General features: G+C 51.8%; 27 protein-coding genes. 1 reads left to right on the forward strand and 26 read right to left on the reverse strand.

Annotated elements, in window-relative coordinates; genetic code table 11:
• Positions 1-84: 84 nt before the first annotated feature.
• The 26 genes from FDW95_RS16510 to FDW95_RS16640 form a co-directional block, all read right to left on the reverse strand.
• The gene (locus FDW95_RS16510) at positions 85-1,005 is read right to left on the reverse strand and encodes a Mu-like prophage major head subunit gpT family protein (RefSeq protein WP_115258401.1); all 921 of its coding nucleotides are present in this window, start codon (positions 1,003-1,005) and stop codon (positions 85-87) included.
• A complete protein-coding gene (locus tag FDW95_RS16515; protein ID WP_115258402.1) occupies positions 1,002-2,117 on the reverse strand; it encodes a phage protease in 1,116 nt (371 codons plus the stop codon). Before FDW95_RS16515 ends, FDW95_RS16510 begins: the two co-directional genes overlap by 4 nt.
• 198 nt (positions 2,118-2,315) lie before the next feature.
• Positions 2,316-2,774 carry a phage virion morphogenesis protein gene (locus FDW95_RS16520; RefSeq protein ID WP_115258403.1) on the reverse strand — a complete coding sequence of 153 codons (459 nt, stop codon included), beginning with the start codon at positions 2,772-2,774 and terminating at the stop codon, positions 2,316-2,318.
• Positions 2,771-4,102: a phage minor head protein gene (locus tag FDW95_RS16525; RefSeq protein ID WP_115258404.1), complete on the reverse strand. Its 1,332-nt coding sequence runs from the start codon at positions 4,100-4,102 to the stop codon at positions 2,771-2,773. Before FDW95_RS16525 ends, FDW95_RS16520 begins: the two co-directional genes overlap by 4 nt.
• Positions 4,086-5,630, reverse strand: coding sequence for a DUF935 family protein (locus FDW95_RS16530; RefSeq protein ID WP_115258405.1), 1,545 nt, complete (start codon positions 5,628-5,630; stop codon positions 4,086-4,088). The genes FDW95_RS16525 and FDW95_RS16530 overlap by 17 nt, the downstream gene beginning before the upstream one ends.
• Positions 5,630-7,294 carry a hypothetical protein gene (locus FDW95_RS16535; RefSeq protein ID WP_115258406.1) on the reverse strand — a complete coding sequence of 555 codons (1,665 nt, stop codon included), beginning with the start codon at positions 7,292-7,294 and terminating at the stop codon, positions 5,630-5,632. The genes FDW95_RS16530 and FDW95_RS16535 overlap by 1 nt, the downstream gene beginning before the upstream one ends.
• A gap of 1 nt (position 7,295) precedes the next feature.
• Positions 7,296-7,877, reverse strand: a complete 582-nt coding sequence (locus tag FDW95_RS16540; protein WP_115258407.1) for a DUF3486 family protein — start codon at positions 7,875-7,877, stop codon at positions 7,296-7,298.
• Positions 7,878-7,885: 8 nt separating this feature from the next.
• Positions 7,886-8,173, reverse strand: coding sequence for an ArsR family transcriptional regulator (locus FDW95_RS16545; RefSeq protein WP_170973012.1), 288 nt, complete (start codon positions 8,171-8,173; stop codon positions 7,886-7,888).
• Positions 8,173-8,469, reverse strand: a complete 297-nt coding sequence (locus tag FDW95_RS16550; RefSeq protein ID WP_249359179.1) for a DUF2730 family protein — start codon at positions 8,467-8,469, stop codon at positions 8,173-8,175. Before FDW95_RS16550 ends, FDW95_RS16545 begins: the two co-directional genes overlap by 1 nt.
• A 358-nt stretch (positions 8,470-8,827) precedes the next feature.
• Positions 8,828-9,214 (reverse strand): DUF2570 domain-containing protein, encoded by a 387-nt coding sequence (locus FDW95_RS16560; protein ID WP_115258410.1) that lies wholly within the window; start codon positions 9,212-9,214, stop codon positions 8,828-8,830.
• Positions 9,201-9,704: a lysozyme gene (locus FDW95_RS16565; protein ID WP_115259941.1), complete on the reverse strand. Its 504-nt coding sequence runs from the start codon at positions 9,702-9,704 to the stop codon at positions 9,201-9,203. Before FDW95_RS16565 ends, FDW95_RS16560 begins: the two co-directional genes overlap by 14 nt.
• 115 nt (positions 9,705-9,819) lie before the next feature.
• Positions 9,820-10,239, reverse strand: a complete 420-nt coding sequence (locus FDW95_RS16570) for a Mor transcription activator family protein (RefSeq protein WP_115258411.1) — start codon at positions 10,237-10,239, stop codon at positions 9,820-9,822.
• Positions 10,240-10,310: 71 nt separating this feature from the next.
• On the reverse strand, positions 10,311-10,745 hold the full coding sequence (locus tag FDW95_RS16575; protein WP_115258412.1) for a hypothetical protein: 435 nt from the start codon (positions 10,743-10,745) through the stop codon (positions 10,311-10,313).
• A 42-nt stretch (positions 10,746-10,787) separates the two neighbouring features.
• Complete coding sequence (locus tag FDW95_RS16580; RefSeq protein ID WP_115258413.1) at positions 10,788-11,282, reverse strand: regulatory protein GemA; 495 nt, start codon at positions 11,280-11,282, stop codon at positions 10,788-10,790.
• A complete protein-coding gene (locus tag FDW95_RS16585) occupies positions 11,272-11,724 on the reverse strand; it encodes a hypothetical protein (protein WP_115258414.1) in 453 nt (150 codons plus the stop codon). The genes FDW95_RS16580 and FDW95_RS16585 overlap by 11 nt, the downstream gene beginning before the upstream one ends.
• Positions 11,721-12,539 carry a hypothetical protein gene (locus tag FDW95_RS16590; protein ID WP_115258415.1) on the reverse strand — a complete coding sequence of 273 codons (819 nt, stop codon included), beginning with the start codon at positions 12,537-12,539 and terminating at the stop codon, positions 11,721-11,723. Before FDW95_RS16590 ends, FDW95_RS16585 begins: the two co-directional genes overlap by 4 nt.
• Positions 12,536-12,775 (reverse strand): hypothetical protein, encoded by a 240-nt coding sequence (locus tag FDW95_RS16595; protein WP_115258416.1) that lies wholly within the window; start codon positions 12,773-12,775, stop codon positions 12,536-12,538. The genes FDW95_RS16590 and FDW95_RS16595 overlap by 4 nt, the downstream gene beginning before the upstream one ends.
• The gene (locus FDW95_RS16600; RefSeq protein ID WP_115258417.1) at positions 12,775-13,215 is read right to left on the reverse strand and encodes a hypothetical protein; all 441 of its coding nucleotides are present in this window, start codon (positions 13,213-13,215) and stop codon (positions 12,775-12,777) included. The genes FDW95_RS16595 and FDW95_RS16600 overlap by 1 nt, the downstream gene beginning before the upstream one ends.
• On the reverse strand, positions 13,212-13,694 hold the full coding sequence (locus FDW95_RS16605) for a hypothetical protein (protein ID WP_115258418.1): 483 nt from the start codon (positions 13,692-13,694) through the stop codon (positions 13,212-13,214). The genes FDW95_RS16600 and FDW95_RS16605 overlap by 4 nt, the downstream gene beginning before the upstream one ends.
• Positions 13,687-13,953 (reverse strand): hypothetical protein, encoded by a 267-nt coding sequence (locus tag FDW95_RS16610; RefSeq protein WP_115258419.1) that lies wholly within the window; start codon positions 13,951-13,953, stop codon positions 13,687-13,689. Before FDW95_RS16610 ends, FDW95_RS16605 begins: the two co-directional genes overlap by 8 nt.
• Positions 13,954-14,036: 83 nt before the next feature.
• Positions 14,037-14,654 carry a DUF3164 family protein gene (locus tag FDW95_RS16615; RefSeq protein WP_115258420.1) on the reverse strand — a complete coding sequence of 206 codons (618 nt, stop codon included), beginning with the start codon at positions 14,652-14,654 and terminating at the stop codon, positions 14,037-14,039.
• 9 nt (positions 14,655-14,663) lie between these two features.
• Positions 14,664-14,861: a hypothetical protein gene (locus tag FDW95_RS16620; protein WP_115258421.1), complete on the reverse strand. Its 198-nt coding sequence runs from the start codon at positions 14,859-14,861 to the stop codon at positions 14,664-14,666.
• Positions 14,862-14,863: 2 nt separating this feature from the next.
• Entirely contained in the window at positions 14,864-15,103 is a 240-nt protein-coding gene (locus FDW95_RS16625) for a hypothetical protein (protein WP_115258422.1), read from the reverse strand.
• Positions 15,104-15,272: 169 nt separating this feature from the next.
• Positions 15,273-16,211, reverse strand: a complete 939-nt coding sequence (locus FDW95_RS16630) for an AAA family ATPase (RefSeq protein WP_115258423.1) — start codon at positions 16,209-16,211, stop codon at positions 15,273-15,275.
• A 79-nt stretch (positions 16,212-16,290) separates the two neighbouring features.
• Positions 16,291-18,273 (reverse strand): transposase domain-containing protein, encoded by a 1,983-nt coding sequence (locus FDW95_RS16635; protein ID WP_115258424.1) that lies wholly within the window; start codon positions 18,271-18,273, stop codon positions 16,291-16,293.
• A 4-nt stretch (positions 18,274-18,277) separates the two neighbouring features.
• Positions 18,278-18,502: a helix-turn-helix domain-containing protein gene (locus FDW95_RS16640; RefSeq protein WP_115258425.1), complete on the reverse strand. Its 225-nt coding sequence runs from the start codon at positions 18,500-18,502 to the stop codon at positions 18,278-18,280.
• A 191-nt stretch (positions 18,503-18,693) separates the two neighbouring features.
• On the opposite strand from FDW95_RS16640, the gene FDW95_RS16645 reads away from it, so the two are divergent.
• Positions 18,694-19,332 carry a helix-turn-helix domain-containing protein gene (locus tag FDW95_RS16645; RefSeq protein WP_170973010.1) on the forward strand — a complete coding sequence of 213 codons (639 nt, stop codon included), beginning with the start codon at positions 18,694-18,696 and terminating at the stop codon, positions 19,330-19,332.
• Positions 19,333-19,687 lie beyond the last annotated feature (355 nt).

Raw genomic sequence — 19,687 nt, forward strand, 5'->3', positions numbered from 1 at the left:
TGGGTTCTCCCTATGAATCCACGTTAAACTGCAGGTTAAAGGCGGATTAACCGCCTTTAACGTCGGTTTAAGACTGCAGGTGACTTACAGGTAGTCAGCGACAATCAGTTTCAACTTGCCTTTCATCTCGTTACTGACGACGCCGTTGGTGCCGGCAATCAGCTCACGCTCCAGCAACTGGATGGCCGCTTTTTCATTACCCGGTGTTACCACCAGATGCGTCGGACGAATCCCCAGGGGGCGACCACCGTCAGCATGAAACTTGCGCATGGTGGTCCAGCCGGTCCACAGGTTGTCCAGCGTCAGGTCACCGTTCATGGCCATTGCCATCTGCCAGAACCCGAAGCCCACCGCGCGACGACAACTGACGCCCCAACGGAATTCGTTATCGGTGAAGACGTTGTCATCAGAAATGGTGGTCTTGGCAACCAGTTCAGCCTTACGACGGTCCTGGAAGATCAGCGGCTTGATGGCGCGGGAACAATCCAGCAGATACCAGCTATCGCCCGTCCAGCCAGCGGTCTGTTGATAGACGTTCGCCACAGATTTCGCTGCGCCGCTGCCGTCCACTTTCGGATAAACCGGGTGATCGGTATCAAAGAAGTTCTGGCCGTCATAGCAGACCTGATTGAAACCATCCTTCAGCAGACCAAACACCAGTTCGTCAGGCTGCACTGCCGCGGCACGACCCAGCTCAGAAAACATTGGGCTGTAAACGCCGAGGTTGTCATCTTCGAAGTCATCACGGCTGATGCCGACGGTGCCCTCGTAGGTTTTATTGGCGATGGTATAAGCAGATGCAGCCATCTGATTTACCACGCGAGAGCCGACCCATTCACGCAACTGCGGTGCATTACCCAGCCAGCCATAGGTGTTAGATTTGGAGGATGACGGTACGGTCATCGCAATCTGCTGGTACTGTGACGGTGCACCATCCAGACCACCCTGAAAGTCCTTACGGAAGGAGGTCATCAGGGCTTTAATAGAGTTCGGGGTAACGATCATTTATCGCCTTCCTCTTTGAGTTTCTGGTATTCGGCTTCAGACATGCCGAGTGCTTTTGCTGCGGATTTTTCGTCAGCAGACAGCGCAGCCAGTCCTTCGCGACGGGTATCCGGGATAGTGGTAGTCGAGGTCTGCAGAGCCGTCAGCGCCGCAATCGGTTGTTTGGCGTCAAGCTGAGCAGAGAGCGCAGCAACACCAACCTGCGCACCGACCTGCTCAAAGTAAGCACGCTCGGATTTGAAAATACGGCCTTCGGTTTCAGCCTTATCCAGGACCGCACTAAGGGAGACGGTGGAATGTTTGCCAGTCACCACCGCCAGCTCCTGGCGAATGGCGTTATAGGTTTCCACCGGTACCCATTTGGTCAGGTCAGGCGTACCTGTGGCGGTCTTTGCCGTCTCCAGTTCTGCACTGAGCGCCACCACGCGGGTATTCAGTTCGTCGTGCTTATCTGACTTGCCCTTTAGTACATCAAAGGCAGAGAGTGCAGCCGTGGCCTGCTCATCGGTTACGGCGGCATTTTCAGCCAGCGTGATACCGAGTCGCGCCAGCAGCTGACGCAGGTTTTCATTCATGGAACGTCCCTCATGTGGGTGGTTAGTGAGTTCATCAAAGGAAGCGGCCAGCGCCGCCAGCTTTTGCATGCCAGTCGCGCCGGGGTCATTGGTCAGCGCCACCATGCGCAGCACGGTTGGTGCGCCGGTAACGAGGTCGTAAGGAAAAACAGCAGAAAGGAAGCCGAATTCTTCATTGGCAAGATAGGTCAGCGCCGCTGGCGTCCAGCGAGGCTTAACAAAAAGCCCCCGGCCTTCACGCCACTGCATTTCATCAGCGTTAAACCAGCCAGCCGCTTTCAGCTCATCGGGCGAAAGCCCTTCAGATTTGCGCAGCTGGTTGTGTTCGTAATCAATCAGAACGTCCTGGCCGAGAGCCCTGACACCATCAATAAGACGTGCAGCAATGGCCGCATCCATGTACCAGCCATCGGCCACATCAAACGGACGACCATCACGGGCACGAAAACGACCCGCAGGGAGCAACTGGCACCAGCCGTCATCACCGACGGTGGCCGCAAGAATGGCGATACCAAAAGAGGAAGGTTTTGTTTTCATGGCCTGCTCGTTGCTGAGTAACTCAGGCCATTTTTACGCGGGGAAGAAATTGCAGGTGATTCCGGTATCTGACTGAAAACAATGAGCCGGATGGAAAGCGAAGCGGGAGAACGGACGCAACCCCATTTAAAACACGTTTAAATCTCTCTGTACGCGTTTAAAAGATTTTATGAGCGCCAACGTATCACTCACATCATACTATGGCCTGAGAGCAGCCTGAGCACGTTTTTCGATGGCGGAGTAAATCTCTTTACGACCGACCTTATCAAGCCCCATGTAAGGACGGGCTTCAAGGACAGTATATCGCGCCTTACCACCCCACTGATGAATCGCAGCATAAATCATCGGTGAACCAATCAGCGCCCAGTCCGGGCCATAATCAGTGGTGATACTTCTGGCCAGATCGCCATTAAGGGTCAGGATGGTGCCAGGAACATAATTATGTTTTTCACGCCAGGCAAGATAAGGATCGCTCCAGCTGGCCCAGTGCTCGCCGGTGACCGGGTCCGCCTGTTGTTCAAAGGCGTTCTCGGTTGAGGAGAGCAGCGCTGCAGCTGCAGCACGTGGAATGGCTCCGTCATTGGCCATTGCTCCCAGACTGATGAATGCCGACTGAATTCGGTTGATGTCGAGTACGACCGCCAGATCAATACTCATGGTGCCTCCTTATGCCCCAGGCGACCTTCGATCACCTCAAGAGAACCTGAGTTCACAGCCGACTGGAGGCTGCTAAGGTTCGTGCGTGACATGCTGACGACCTGAGCAAGCAGATCACCGTTTTTCTTCACAGCGGCCTCAGTGCGAATAACTATCTGCTGGTCTTCTGCGTCTGCAGAGGTCACATACAGGATCATATTCTTGCTGCTATCCCACAGCACCGCCTGTGGTTGAGCCATCAATGCCGGCAGTTGCTGTACATCGCTGTCACTGAGTTTTGAGTCTGCAGCAGATACCGCATCAGACAGACCTTTTTCGCTGATGGCAAGCAGCCGGGCTGGCTCAACACCGGCTCGCGCTCTGGCCACAGCAGCAACGGATTCAGACATGAAGCCCAGCGTCTGAACGGCATCGCCGGCGCGGCCGCTGGCGAGGGTACGTTTTGCCCATACTGAAAATGCCAGCTGGCGCTCGCGGCTGTTATTGAGCGACTGGATAACCTGCTCACGCAGCTGCGGGTCGCGGGTCTCGATAACCTTACGAATAAGCGTCTGGTCAGTACCGAACGCCGCAGAACCTGGGTTATACGACCAGCCCACATCGGGTGTCATCTTCACGCGGCCGTTATCAAAGGTTGTGGACTCCGTCCTGAAGATTTCACCCGTGGTCTCATCAATGCCGGCATCAACCTCATGGGAATGCACGAAAGATGCCCCATAACTGACTTTCAGCCCCAGCGCTTTCATTCGCTCAGCAGACAACGCCCTGACGCGACAGCGGCAGTTCCAGCCGTTCGGCGGATAGTGCGTCTTCCAGAACGGGTCATCATAGCGAAATACCATCCCGTTCAGCGCGGCATGCTCCGGGCGGGTTCGCCCGTCCATAACGGCTACATACTGCCAGAACGGGTAACCCTCAACATTATTCATCATCTGCGCATAGCGGCCGCTGTTATAAGCCGTGCGCATATTTACGTTATAGATGGTGGCAAGCCGGCGCGGGCTTCCCAGCTCAATTTCTTTCGCATTACCCTCGGTATCGACAACAATCTGCTTTCCCCACCATCCCAGCTTCTGCAGGCGCGGTGCCAGCGTCCGGGTAAACTCCTGACGCGTGATGCCGTCATGGACAGCGCGATCAACCTCGTCACGAATGGTGTTCAGCACATCAAGCCGCACCGCTTTAGCGACCGTAAACGCGCGGGCATGCGCGTCCGTCAGTTGCTCATACCAGTTCCAGGTGACGTTATGGCCCTTGGATCTGAAATAGGAGACAGCCTCTTTTGGGGGTAACCGTGCGGCGTATGCCAAATCAACTGCCTGTGCCATCGATGCGCCCCCACAGGTCAGCGACAAAGATGGCGCGTGTCAGGAGGTCGATAAGCGCCGCATCATCCAGTTCGGGATAGAGCGTCACCGCATCCTGCATCGCTGATTCAGGGCCGTTTTTAATAATGCTGGCAATAACGGGCTTTAAAAGCGGATCAATGGCCTGTTTAAACGCGTCCGGCGTCACCGCCGCGCCCATATCGTCAATATCATCAGTCTGCTTCAGGTCTGTCGCACTCAGACTGGCCTGACCGTTCGCCGCTGGCAGACCTTCAGCCACCGGCGCGGCGCGGAATACCTGCTCGTCACCGTTTGGCTGAGGAATATTCAGTTTTTCCTGAATCCAGGACACCGGCACCGGCATACCTGCCGCCAGTTTCGGGATGGCCTCCGCAAACATGGAGAGGTCCTCGTATTCCCCGGAATCAAACACAATACCCGGCAAACGGCACGGGTCGAGGGTGGTTCGGCTGTTGACTGCCAGTAACGGATAAATCAGGTCACGGTTGACAGAGCGACGCAGCTGCCGCAGGTCGGCATTGCGGATCTCTTTACGGACTTCGTTATGGACTTCGCCCAGCGAACGCGCACCTTTGTCACCGGCTTCCGTGGTCAGTGTTCCCCCCAGAATGGCTTTTGACATGGAACGCTCAGCCCAGCTGATTTGTGCCTGGAACGGGTCAGCCTGGCCATCGGCCGCACTCTGGAACTCCAGCGCCATCCCCATCGGGATAATACCGCCGGCGCGGCGTCCGATATCCATTACCGCCTGCATCAGGGTCGATTTTTCACGGGATGTGGCACCTGTTGGATATTTACCGACGCGCATGGGCAGACCGTAAATCTCCAGAAACTCCGCAAAATCACGCACCGAATAGTTCTTGAAGATAAACGGCCATACCAGCGTTCGGACCAGCCCCAGCGTGCCGGCATACCCTGAACGGGATTTAGCCTGATGGCGGAACCAGCCAAATGGCTGAAGTTCAACACCGTCGGCGCTACCATCGCGCAACCTGAGCTGGTTCAGATTGCTTTCTGGCGCACAGAACAACGCCGGATCGCGCCAGTGCAGCGCAACGGGTACGCGCTGCTTACCCAGCGAGCCCCATTCGATTTCCTGCATGCTGTAGCCCTTGAGGATGGCATCACCGGCATCAAAAATACCGTCCTCAAACCAGGCTGCATCCTGCAACATCTCATCGAGCATGGCCGCATCTTTCTTTTCCTGCGGAGTGGCGTCTTTCGGTGGCTGAATGCTCCAGGGCAAAGACTGAATGGCCAGCCGGCGCTTTGACAGTTCGGAAAACAGATGCGTGTCTTTTTCTTCCATATCAAAGGCGAGATCAGCCTGAGCGGCCAAATCCCCGCGCTCTGCATCACGCAAAATAATCGCGGCACGGTTCGGCGTGATACCACTGGAGGGATGCTCCTGAGTACGCTTTGCCATCATCACCAGTGATTCCTGCGCTGTCTGTAAGTCAGGATCAAAATCGAAGGGATTGCCCGTTAAATCCAGAATACGGCCCATTACCAGCATCCTCTTTCAAATTCGTGGTAATCATCATGGGTTTCATCGTCGTGCGTATCTTCCCGGCGCTTACCGGGCAGCACCTGCACGCTGTCTTCGTCGATGACAAAACCATTCATATAAGAAGCACGTACAGCCATCGCCAGTGCTACCGCAAAGTCACCGTGACGTTTGCCACCGGTGCCACTGGCATTGGCGTCTTTGGTTCTGCCCTTATCAATCTGGGGAACGCCGTTAACGACCTTGATATTGAGCAGGTCATCCAGCGTTGTCTGGTGACGGGCGATAATCAGGTTCTGCGCCTCAAATTCACCTTTAAGCTTTGGCATCCATTCCTGATACCAGGCTGCTGAGAGATGCACGCTGTCAATCATCTCCGGGCCATACACCAGACGCGCAGCCTCCGCCAGATATCCGCCGTTACCGGTGGCATCAAAAGCGGCACCGATAAAGCGCGGTAAACGGGCAAGGATATACAGCATGATCTGACGCTGCTGGTCATAGGTGACGTTCTTCAGCTCGACGCGGAAGCACTCGCGCTTATACAGGTCAGCGGTGATTTCCAGCGGGACAAAAACCGTCAGGTCACCAGTACGGGCAAAGTCTTCACCAAAGGCGTGCTTATGCTGGACGTTGAGTGCGGCCAGTAACGGGGCCAGCTCTTTCTCGCACCACGCTGAAACTTCCGCTTCCCGCAGTTCTGGCGACCAGGATTCAAAATCGTCAGGCGCTTCAAAGCGCAGGATCGGAATATCACGCTCCGGCGTCATCGCCGCTTCAATCAGCACGCGGGAAAGATAGGCACCGCCGGACTTTTTCGGCACGCAGCCATATTCCTCGTCGGCGCTCTCTTTGTTCGGGGCATTGCGGTAAAGGTCGTCACGCCATTTTTTCTCTTTTTCCGCAGACCAGTCCTGACCCGTGACGTAACAGATTCGGCGATACAGACCATCGCTGATGGCATCATCCAGGGTAATACGATGAACGGAATAATCTTTCCGACCTTCGCGGGCGTCCTGGATGTACTGGTTAAACAGGTTATCAACGCCGTTATGCGTGGAGATAATGCGCACACGAGCGCCCCACATGGTCAGCGCGAACGCAGCTTTAAGCAGCTCATCAAGCGATTCATGAAAGCCGGCTTCATCAATAACGACGTCACCCTGCAGGCCACGCAGGTTGGACGGCCGCGAGGACAGCGCCTGGATCTTAAAATTGCTGTTCGGGAATCGAATCATGTACGACAGAATTTCTTCGTTTTTATCGCTGTCCCAGAAGGTCTGCTCGTAGACGTCGGCTTTCGCCAGCTGGTTAAAGGCGCGGGCAAACAGCGCACAGGCGGCGATGTACTCCAGCGCCATCTCCTGGCGGGAACCAACATAGAAGACATTGCGGCCACCGCGCTTGCGGGGTTTGGCTGCGGTCATGACGTTGCGGCCAGCTTCTGCCCAGGTCAGACCGGTACGGCGGGATTTTTCGGCAATACAAATCTGGCTTTCATCACTGAACCAGCGGGCCTGATAGGGAAGAAACACCGATTCAGTTGCCGGGTTTATGCTGCCGGCATCGGTGACGATATCGACGCCAAGTTTGCTGGCTTCTTCCTGCAGGTCAATCTGGCGCGGTTGACTGAGTGGGGTGAGTCTTTTATTAGGGGAAGCCATATCATGCTTTCCCTAACAGAACGTTGCGGATACGCTGCTCAAGCTCTTCGCTCATCCCATCCGTGCCCCGCAGCTCGTCGCTGACAGCATTAGCCGCTTCTTCTGCAAAGGCCTGGCGGATCTCTTTCTCGCGCCTGTGACTGGACATGGCTGTAGCTTCAAGACGTTGTGCGGCCAGCATGGCGTTTTTCAGCACATCGATATCGACTTGCGCGTCCGGATTATTAGCCTGTGCCATAAACAACTTGAACAACTGGCCACGCGCCATTTCCAGGATAAGTTTGGTGGTATCGCCCATTGGCTTATCACCCAGTTCGGCCGTCAGTTGCGATGTTGCCTCACGCAACTGGCGCATACTGTGTCCGACCTGCTCAACACTGGTGGCATAGCGATTAAGACCAGAACGGGAAAGGCGCATATCCTCTGACAAACCCGCGTCATCAATCAGAGCATTAATCTCTTCAAGGATTTGCGCCTGGGGAATGGCTTTATCACGCAGCATTTCATGCAGGGTTTTACGCACGTTTTCAGGCAGTAAATCGACCTTGGAAGCTCGGCCACGAGTGGGTTTAATCGGTTCCATAACAGACCTCAGCGGGCGCGTGGCTTTTTAACACCAGAAACACGGGCGCGGCCTTCGGCTACATCCTGCCCCCGACCGGTGATAGTGACGACATAGAAACCTCGCAGGTTTTCAATCATCACCAGCCCTTGTTCCTGCAGCCAGTCAATATGAGTGCGAACGAGGTCGCGTGAAATATTGTGGCCATAGGCATCAAGGCAGTCATTCAGGATACTTTCGTTTGCCTCATTGTTGCAGTCCATCAGGCTGCGGAGAATGACCAGCCTTTGGTCTTCAGTCAGAATATCATTAATCATCATTTGCTCCGGTTCACCGCATTTTCCAGTAACAATTCAATCTGATGGGTCATCGACTGCACACGCTGGCCGATGACCTTCATATCGCCTGCCATTTCCGTCATACGCAGACGCATTTCCTGCATATCTTCAACGCCAGGCATATTGGCGTATTTGGTTTCCATCTCGGTGAGGCGATTTTCCAGCTTCTCTACCCGTTCGGTGCTGGCGAATGTACGGCGCATAGCCCAGACAATCCCACCAAACGCAACCGGCAACAGATATGGCCACAACCCGATAAGTTCAAAAATGCCCACGCTTAACTCCCTGAATGACAAAACTGACACAACGGCTCATACCACCCTGTCAGCTCAACAATCCCCAGTCTGCGGCGACATAACGCACAAATACGGTTCGGCTCAGAGCGCATGATTTGTGGCCCTGGCCAGCTGCAACCTTGTTGCTGCCAGAGTTCCTGCAGAAACTCTTCAGTCTCCTGAAGCAGGTCGGCGTCCATAAATATCAATCCTTTTTAAATCCTGCTGGCGGGCATCGCTCTTATCACGATTGCACTGACCCAGAGCCAGCAACAACGTCGCATTCCAGACCACTGAAGCGCCGTAAGTGAACGGAACAGGTCGTACGGGCACAGGCGTTTCCGCCAGCAGTTCTGCATCAATAGGCAGCGGGGTCACCACCACCGGAACGGGCGCGGGTTTCGACCCGCTGCAGCCACTCAACAGCAGCAGCAGGCACATCGCGCTTAGCACATTCGTCTTTTTCAAGGATGAGGGTGATCTGGTTCTGAGCTTCATCGCGCAGTCTCTCGTCTTCGCGCCGCGCTGCTGCATTGGCTACACGGATCGCGCTGAATATCTGAATGGTCTGCTCCTGGCTGTGTAGCAGCCATTCCGCAGTGTTTCTGGCCTGGGTTTCTGTCAGCAGCTCTTTGCGCAGCTGAACATTCTCACTATGGGTTTTCTCGACATTGACCCAGACAAAACAGCCAACCCCAATTGCAATCACCGCGCCGATTGCGATCGCTTTATCACCGAAGGTCATCAATACCCCCGACAGACCAGATGGCCATCTCAACTTCACGGCGGGTCATCAGCCCTTTCCACGGTTTCCCGGCTGCAAAGACCCAGCGGCGCATCTGATCCCGGGCACCTTCAAAATCACTGGCATTTAACTTTTTGAGGAGGGTCGAACTGGCAAACGCACCGGTGCCAACATTGAAAATGAACGTCTCAAGCGCAGTGCGTTGAAAATCGGTTAAAGGGACTTTAACCAGCCGTTTAATGGCTGCCCGAACGGGCTTTAAATCGCTGCCCAACAGAGACATACACTCGCTGTGTGTGTAGGTACGCATCTGAATATCTGCACCAGTATGCCCAACGCATACCGTCAAAATTCCGGCAATATCGCGGTATGGGTAATACTCAATACCTTCGACATGGATAAGGGTTTCACGGGTCATCTCGTGGTAACCGCCGCCGGCAATAGCTATCGCCAGCAATGACGCTTTCAGGCTTCGGGGTATTTGGGGCATCAGCTTATCCGGTGAGTGGATCTGCATCCGAGGATAAGAAAAAGCTGATTAGAGAGGTGATTCCGGTATCTGAGTACAACCCGCACTCTCGAGCGCAGTCGGCTGTTTCAGATGATTAATGCGGGAATAAATCTGGTTGACGACGGCGGGTGTGAAGCTTGCGCTGACGGGCGATGATATCGTAAATCTGGGTCTGAGATAAACGATGCTCGCGGCGCAGGTCTTCAAGGTTGCGACCGTCGAAACGGGAGAAGATGAGATCATCCCGCAACGCCGTAACCAGTTTATCACCGGATGGAAGATAATACTGACGACCACCCATGTAATGTGACATGGCCAGCGCCAGCTTACGTGCCAGCAAACGACTATCTTCAGCAATACTAAGGCGCTTCAATTCTGCCTCCATCACATCGACAAGCGCAACCAGCATTTGTGGCCATTGGTGCTCAAGCTCGCCGACAGGGATATTGTCGATATGATCAAGCAACTGGTGGACGGCCGGGTCGTGTTCAAAAAGCTCCGACTGTTGTGACATAAACCCTCCTCAAGGTAAGTGCACAGTCAGTATACAAAAAATCCCGCACATTGGCGGGATTGATGATTAGATCAGTTGTTGCGTTTACATCGATAATACTTGGAAAACTTCAGTTCATCCTGAATAAAAAGCTGTTTTCCGGCTTTATCGATAGCAAACCCCCTCATATAAGCAGGATTGTTCATAGAAGAATAGAGATATGCCATTCCATTATGAACAGGTCCTGGAGCGTCTTCTTTCGATGGTTTTTCTACCATAGTAAAAAGCTCCTGAGTATCGAGGTTTTGCCAGGATGTCAAATCCACCCCCATATGCAAGCGGATGCCATTGCATGTCCAGAAACCCGATGCAGGGTCTTTTTTTACGGGTTTACTATCAGCCCACACTGAATCGCTATTTTTTAGATACTCTGCTGCAACAGCCTCTGGATCGAACTCTTCGCCATAAGAAGAACTAGCAGCTAAAAATCCTAAAACCAGTAAAGCCGCCATCATAACTCTATTCATAATTATTCCCTTTATATTGTGTGGATTAACATTATCAGCATTCTAATTTGAAAGCATTTTTTGATACCTAGCACAAACTGCATCATAGGTCGGTTTAAGCCCATTATCAGGTAAGTGCTCAAGCATGCATCTCATATGCCATCGCTTCAGGCTTTCCAGAACAGTTCGGGCTTTTTCATCACGTAACCAGTTCAGCTTTGCCACACCTTCGCCGCCGTTCTGCTGCCGCGTAATGCGTTTCACGTAAGAATCAATCGCAGCATTATCGTTACTGGTGACAAAGCCCTGGGTATGCATAGCGAACCATACAGCCCTGATTTTTCCCGCAATCCCTGATGATGCTTTATGTCTGGATGATACAGGGCGGAATCCTCTCTCTTTCAGCGCATCAAGAACGGCCTGCAGCTGCGTTGTACTCATATCACGGCAACTACGCTTACCGGGCACAACTGAGCCCAAAAAGACACGATAGGTCTCATCATCAAGGCCCAGAGAACGTCGCGCAACGTGGATCAGTTTGATGGTATTAGCCCGCATCAACCATTACCTCGCTCAGTGGTGTAACAAGCTCAAGTCCGTCGATTTTCTTAAACTGCCGAACCAATGATGCCGCAGTACTGAAATGGCATACCCAGTATTCGACCACCTCATGAAGGTACGCATTTTCCTTGCGTTTCAACCAGCGCTGGCCATCTCTGGTTTTTAACGCTCGACGGATGATGGAAGCGCCTGGCTTATAGGTTTTACGACGCCATACTGCCTTCGTAATCGGACGAAAATCTTTATGTGACGGCCATCCCCATGCCTCACTACGGGTATCATCAATCCAGACGATCAGCGCCAGTTTATTCTCGGAGACCATAGCCTTATAAACTGCGACTTTTTCACCCGAGGACAGCGTGAACTCGACTCTGTTGTACAAACCACCCAGCGTGTTTTGGATACCCTGCCATTGTTCTTTTGTGATAGTGGTAGTCATTCGATTTCAGCCCTCAGTTCTTTCATTAGCTGGTACAGAGCAGGTGCTTTGCCGGTTCCATTTTCGACAGCAGCCACATACAGTGCAGACAATTCATCCCAGTGCTCAATGAATGGGGCCAGTGGCGGGTAAATTTGTCGCATTCTCGGGAAAGCATCCCGAATAGCGGGTATTCCATCGACCAGCCGCCAGCAGCGCCCAAAATCTGCAGGGTCGAGCGGATAACGAAAACGCCCACCATCGCCAGCTGTTGCACCAAGGTATATCGCAGCCATGGTTTTGCTGCTCATCCCGGTATCGTCGCCAATAAACCATTGTCCCACAGCACCAATTGACAGCATCCGCTTAGCCAGTGCGCCAGCCCATCCGGTGTGCTTCGCCGCCTGTTGCAGAAAACCCTCATCAATCACCGGTTCATACTCAACAAACGGCTGTTCACCAGACAGCGGCACTGCGCCATCCTCCGGGTATTCGGCAGACTCAATGAGATAACCGTCATATGCTTCCAGCCCTTCATCAGGGCTGGCCAAGATAGTCCCGGAACGGATGCAATATTCATGATCCAGTTCATCACTATCAGGCTCCACGAAAACCTCAAGACCTGCGAATTCAGCGGCCTCCATAATTTGTCTGGCGGTAAGAATAAGGACAGTATGAAGCTGGCTTTTTACTGTACGAATAGCTTCCAGGACCATTGGAGACAGGCTCCCTTCTTCAATATCGAGGTCAAGGCCATTAATGGCGCGAACCAGGCTGACGATCTCGTTATCTTTCACTAGGTTCGCCTGTTTCAATCGCTCAATAAATTCACTCATTTGCGGCTCCTGAAATAAGTAACTGCGCTGTAGAAAAGCAGATCAAGTATGTCAAAAAGCCACCAGAGGGTGACGCAACCGACCAGAGCCATCAATGTGAATGGCCATGCTATGGCCCCCACAAGAGCGCTGACTGAATCAACCTCTTTATCCATCACTTTGCTACCACGAATCACCGCAATCAGAAAGAATGTGCCAATACCACCGGCGATATAACAAGCAAAGACGATTAGCATCAGGCTACCCCCTGCATATCAATGGGCAGGTATCGAAGGACATGCCGGGTAACAATCTGCCCGGTTCTGGCACACTGAAAATGCCCCATTCGAACGTCGATTAATGCACGTTCAAATTGCGGCCAGCCCTGCAGCTGTTTTTTTGCATCCAGCTCAACCAGAACGAATACCGTTTCTGCTGAACGCGGCCCTGAAGCAAGGTACTGCACGTTACGCGGTATCTCAGTACCCTCAACCCAGGGGAATGAACGACGGGATGTCGCCGGCGCTTTACTACGTAAAATGTCGTAATAGCCATTACGTTCGCGGAGTTCGCCACGGGCAACTGCTTTTCGCAACGCCTGGATCAATGCCGGTGCACCGGTCCCTGTGGCGCTCACCAGTTGCAGACAGGTCATTTCACCTTTATCTGACAGGACGGTTTTGATTGAGTCGATCATGCTTTTTCTCCCTGTCGCTGTTCTGCCTGCTGCTGCTCCCGGATCATGATTTGGGCGGCATGCATCAGAAGGCTGATGCACCTGCGGGCAGAGCCTGCGGCCAGTCGGTTGCTGTTCTGTTTGTCGAGATACAATGCCTGCGCCATTTCAAACTGCTCCAGCGCCTGCTCCATAAGAACGGAGACAGAAGGTGATAACGGAGAAACCGGACGGGTATCAACGCCAACACGTTGAGCCAGGCGGTTAAGTTTCTTGATTTTATGTTGTTCAATCATGTCGCTCAGACCATTGTGACGCAGCTGTTCAATCATAATTTCCATGTCAGCAGCTTCTTCAGCGATTTTGTTGCCGTTCGCTTTATGGTTAAGGAAGCGAATACAGGCAGCGGAGAGTTCATTGCATTCTTCAGCCGTTGCCAGAACCTGACGGTCATAGCCCCAACAGGCAAATGCGGCATCATAGACAGCGGGCTTATTCATCGTCTTCATCCTCCATGTTGTCGTCAGCTTGTTTCATGGTGACAGGGAACGGCTGGAACTGGAGCAGCGCGAGCTGGACGCCAATTCGGATGAACCGGGCTTCTTTAGTGTCAGCCCCAAACTCCAGCACCTCGTTTTCACCCATTTCCAGACGAATATCAGCGTCCTTGTTTTCAATAATCATCTGGCATTTATCAACGCGGTTTTGATGCCAGGATTTCAGGTCTATAAGCATTGAAATAAATTGTTTCTCGTTCATTAAATATTCCTTTTGTTGAATTCGGCGCGAACGAACCCCTGACGCAAGCGCCGTAATTAATTTGAAGTGTTATTTAAAAGTATTTAAAGCTTGGCTAAATCCAGCGAAATTTGCTGATAGCTGCCGTCGTCTTTGCGCTCATAAAGACGCAGATATTGACTGGTGCCGGTGACCTGAATAGCATCTGCAACAGCATCCATCGCCTCATTCCACTTCGCATCGTTAATATCCAGTTGACGCAAACCCAGAACCTGATTGATATCGATTTTACCCTGTTTATTGACGCGGAACGCATGATCAACGAGCGCCATAATGCGGTCGTCAGCACCGCCAGACCACTCGCCTATGCAAGCGTCAATCAGTGTTTTTGCCGCCTGGATACGCTCGTCGAAGACTCGATGCTCACCCACAGCACGAACAAGTTTGTAACGACCATCGAAGCTGACCAGCGTGACATTACCCTTGGTGCCACCGAACTCCACGCCGTACTCCGAGGCGGACAGGTCAATAAAGTCGGTAATAGTCTGCATGGATTCAAGTTTGAACGCGGCCATTAACTGACGCTGCTCATGGGCTGCTGCAATGATTTTCAGCACTACGTCATCACGCAGTTTATCCAGTGGTTTGACCTGCGATTCAGGGACCAGATGCCCCTGGGCATTGGTGCGGTAACCCGCTGGGACGGTATTTGAATTTTTCATTTATTCACCTTAAATTTCTTCATTCTGTTGCTTAGGCGATAGGTTCAACATATCCAGAACCTGCTTCAGCATTTGTGGCCCCATAGCGACGATGCCCTGAGCGATATAATCGGCGACATCTTTTTCATCAGGAGTTTCAGTAATGGATAACTTAAAATCGATACCTGATTGACCATCATCGTTAATATCAATAACTACTTGTGCCATATCTACCTCCAGATAATCCGGCAACCATTGAAACTGGCTACCCACACGGAACGGGAGCCTGAATTGTTGCGCTCGACAATACGCACAGCACTGTTGAGCAGCTCAGCAGGAGGGCATGACACCTCAAGAACGGGACGAGAACGGGTCTGGCGAAACTCCGTAACCAGACAGCCTTTTTTGTTCAGCATCACCTCAGTGGCCATCGCTTGCTGTACATGTGAGGAAATCAGTTCGCTAATCATTGTTTGCTGACCTCTTTGCTCAAATCGTAAAAGTTTTTACAACCGCAGCGGGGACAAACAAGGGTAAAAATCTTAATGCCCTTATATGCTCTATCCCTGACCTCAATTCGCTCGCCTTCTTTATGAATATTCCGGCAACGAGTACATTTGACCATGTTCTCTTTATTCATTAGTCCTCCACGACTTCAGCATGCCCCAGCTCCAGCATCGCTGAATGGATATGACCCGTATTTACGGACTCGCCTTTACCGCTGGCGTAAATATGCGCCAGCGGCAGGATATGGGAGAGAGAACGCAAAGCACCGGGTCGTTTGGCGATGGCGCGTAACAGCTTACGCTCGTCACGGCCTTCAACTTTCCAGGCATCACAAAACGCATCAACGTCAGCGGCCAGCACGGTATTGATAACAATTTTCTTCGCCACGCGGGAAAACAGACGGGCAAAGTCCACCGTGCGACTACCACCAGTCAGACGGTCATACACCTTATGGTTACCGATGAACGCCAGGCCAATCCCGCACTCTTCCTGCAGAATTCGCAGCTCTTCAATGGCGTCGTAATTAAGCCAGTCAGCCTCATCAATGATGATTAAGGCATTGGTGTCACGCAGACGGCGGCGAAGAAGACGGGATAACGCACCACGCTGATAAGGTGCATCTGCAATCCCCATCTCCAGCGCCAGTTCATACATGGTTTCCAGCTCGTTAGTACGAGATTTGCTGGCAGTAAGACGCCAGACGTTATTGCCAGTACGGGCGTATTGTTTCAGTGCCTCCGTTTTACCTACGCCTGGATGGCCATAAATCAGTGCAATGGTGTGAGTCAGCTGCGCATACGTCAGCGCAGCAGTGATTTTTTCCGCTGTCGGCGTCATCACATAGTCAGGAATTTCCGGGAGCGCACTCTGTGCGGAACTCCGGGAATCAAGCCAGATGCTGATGGATGTGGCCACAGCATCATTGTCGCCTTTGTATTTCCCGTTCATGAACTGGGAGAAAGCCGAGGAAGACAGCCCGGTTTCACGTGACAGCGCAGCACCGGAAATATCCTTGTTATCAATCAGACCTTTTACAGTACTGCGAATTACATCATGGTTAATTTGCGTCATCGTCTTTAATCCTGTATTTTTTCCATTGTTAAAACTGTTCTAAACACTTCTCAAAAGCGGCGGCTCAACGTCGCTTTTTTTATTTTTTCGCCTTGCTGACATTCTTCATCAGTGACTGGAAAATCATGTCGTTTTCGTTCTGATGCTCCTGTATTTCCTGGACCTTCTTCAGCGTATTGCCATGTGAAAATACACGTTCAACTACATGCCGTTGCGGTGGCTCTGGCGGTGCGACTTTGGGCAGCAAATCGTTGACCTCGATTGCCGTCATACGGCGCTGTGCTTTTGCCGCACGTTTGGTATGGGTCATCATCTGCTTACGCTGGCGGCTGTGTTCACGGCCCGTTTCGGTATCGCCAAAGGCTACAGCGGAACGGCATTCAGCCATGCACAGGAAGCGGCCATCAAGGTCGTAACACGCCACTTCGCTGTGAAGATCACGAGGGTCAAAGCGCACAGTAATTTTGCGCTGACGAATATTGGCCAGAACCGGATTCCAGTAACTGTTTTTGCGGCCATACAACGAACCGCCACACTGCAGGAAGAATTCGCCGGTGTTTTTAACCGTTACCGCTTCCGCCGGAAGCATAAGCTGGCGGATTTGTTCATCGCTGAGACGAGTAACAATCGCGTTGCTGATACTACGTTCAAATGCCTGATCAAATGACAGTTCGCCCTGGCACATTTCAGTCTCACGACCAAGACGGGCGTTATACATGGCGATCCCCTCATTGACGGCGGAAAGAAATGTTTCAACATCGACGACCCGGTCACCGTAATTATCAGGTTTATTCTGAGTATTCGGGCCAGTGTATGCGCCAGCCAGTGACGGATGCTTGTCGATATAATCTCCAAGGCCGCCGATACCAAAGGCACGTTCAACGGGTTTAGCCTGACCCCAGCCCTTACCACCAATCACGCTGGTCCAGTGAACCTGAATACCCAGCATTGGCAAAATACCCATCGGATCATCCGGCTTAACCTTAAAACGGTAACGGTTAGGCACGCCGCCAGAGAGCCATTTGTTTGCAGCTGCACGGGTGTTATCGATGGTGACGTGTTCAGGTTTACCGAACTCGGAGATTGCATCCATCAATGACAGGCGGATGCTGTCGCTATTTTCAGAGACGTCGGTACGCCAGCCAATAACTTTACGGCTGTGAACGTCCTGCCAGACCCATGTTTTTGGGCGAATAACTTCGCCGTTATACCAGCGCACAAAGACGTTATGCTGATAGCCATCGCCGTTAATCCATTCCATCGCATGCAGCTGCGCGACGGTACGTTGCTGACTCGGGAACATACGGGCCAGCGCATTGTCACCTTTGCGAGTGGCCACAATGACCCGTGCATCAATTTCGCGTTCTACACGGCGACGCAGGGTTCGCTCGGACGGGATTTCCCAGCCATATTCGCGTGCAGCAATCTGAAGAAGTTCATATGACTTGGTGAAGCATGGTTCTTCCGGACGCAGATAATCACCAAGGAAAAACTGCCAGGCATCCTCACTGATTGGCGCTTCACGGTTGGTTTTGCACTTCTCACGCAGACGGCGGTCAAGCAGAACAGGAGCCCATACATCACGGCTGCGGTTCTGTACGCGGTAATACAGATTACGTAATGAACCTTCGCTCATGTGAAGTTTCATCGCGGCTGTTCTCAGGGCCAGACGCAGGGTTAAACCCGAATCAACCAGTTCAGCAACCAGAGATACCGCATTTGTACGCTGCTCAGCACGTTGACGCTGTTCGTTTGTGGCACCTTCCCAGTGCTTCCAAAGTTGCTGGCGTTCAAAGTCGTTCGCGGAGTCTGTGTTTTTCGCGCGGCACTCAGGAAGGTTAATCACACCAGAAGTCGTTTCAACCAGCCCTTTTGCGGATAACAGCTCGGCGCGAACCTCTGGTGGCAAAGCCGAAATGTGATACTCAAACGCTTTAGTGCCTGCACGCTTACGAACAAGCTGCGGGGCATTATCGGTAATTTTTTTCAGGCTGTATCTCAGCCCCTGCTGGGTGGCTGGTAGTCCTGGCACACCCACTAATTCATTAACTGTCACAAACATTTCACTAATCCTTGTTGTAACGGCTTGGCCAGATTGATGCAGGTTCTGTATTGAGTGCATCAGCAATGATGCGCTCTCCTTTTGGATATGATCTTGCCAGTGCATTTTTCAGCGTATCGGGTTTGAGTCCGGCACTGACGGAAAGGTGGCGCATTGTGAAGCCACACTTGTGAAGTGCGGCAACAATGTCAATGCGATGCCAGTCACGCTGCCCTTCATTTCTTTGCATCTTTCGATTACCCTAAAAAGTTATCCATGCGGATAATCCGCGCGGGTTATCCGTTGGGGTAAGTATTGATCCAATTTGAGAATATGTAAAGCAAATAAAGCAAACTTAAAACTTGGTTTTCTCATATGAGTTAATCTCACTAAAATTTGATTAATTTCAATTTAAAATCAAACAGTTATATGGGTTCAAAAATGAAAGAAACAAAAAGAAATGACTTTTCTTTTACTCAGGTAGGAAAAGAAAGTATTCGCGATAGGATGAAAGCTCTCTTTAAAGGAAGAAGTCTCAGGAAGGTTTCACTCGATTGGGATATACCCTATTCGACTCTAAATAATTACTTCGCACGCTCAGCAACCCCAAGCGTGGAAATCCTAGTAAAAATTTCTGAAGTAGAGAATGTAAGCCTAACCTGGCTAGCTACTGGCCGTAACGACGTATTCATAGCCGATGAAGCGCACAGGGGCTCTAGCGCTGACAGCCCCCAGAAAGGCCTGGTAGAAGATGGCATGGAAGGGATTACCCCAGCACTCACCGGAACGCCTGCCACATCAATAGAAGGAGCTATCTCATCAGCATGGTCTTTAATTTTTGATGCTTTGAATCCCGAAGAACGTCATGAACTCGTACAGATATTTTTTAGGTTGGGTATTAGAGGGGCTCTTGAGAGGCTGAGAGAGCGAGAAGAGACTGATAGGGCTTGGTCAGATCTTGACGTATCTGAAAAAGAAAGGCTGATTCGCCTTCATGAGCAAATGAAAAAAGGGTCATCTGAAGATAATAGCGGCGTAGCCGAAGCAGACCTGTCCGGTAAAAACCAGAAGGCCAGTTAAAGTGTTCATTAGAACAACTTAACTGGCTTCAAGGGCGCTGAGAGTTGACTCGAATCAAACCGCTTCTTAAGTCGATCAAAGCAGTACTAAACGATTACAAAAAGCTTCAACATATTACATTAGATACTACACGTTTAATGTTGTTTAAACGCGACGCAAATCCATTAAACGCTGTGGATTGACGTTACAACTTTATCTGTCATAAGTATGCAGGCGCTCGGCGGTGATCTAATTTTGTTTATAAACATACCGTCACGACTCGCGAACAAGAACATTGCCGCCAAGCCTTAATCTGCCTGACTTTGTCCCACCTGATCCCGCTTTCTTTCACTTGTTCCCGGATTCGTTCCGATGT

It is taken from the genome of Citrobacter sp. wls718 (assembly GCF_005280945.1).
Lineage (GTDB): Bacteria > Pseudomonadota > Gammaproteobacteria > Enterobacterales > Enterobacteriaceae > Citrobacter > Citrobacter gillenii.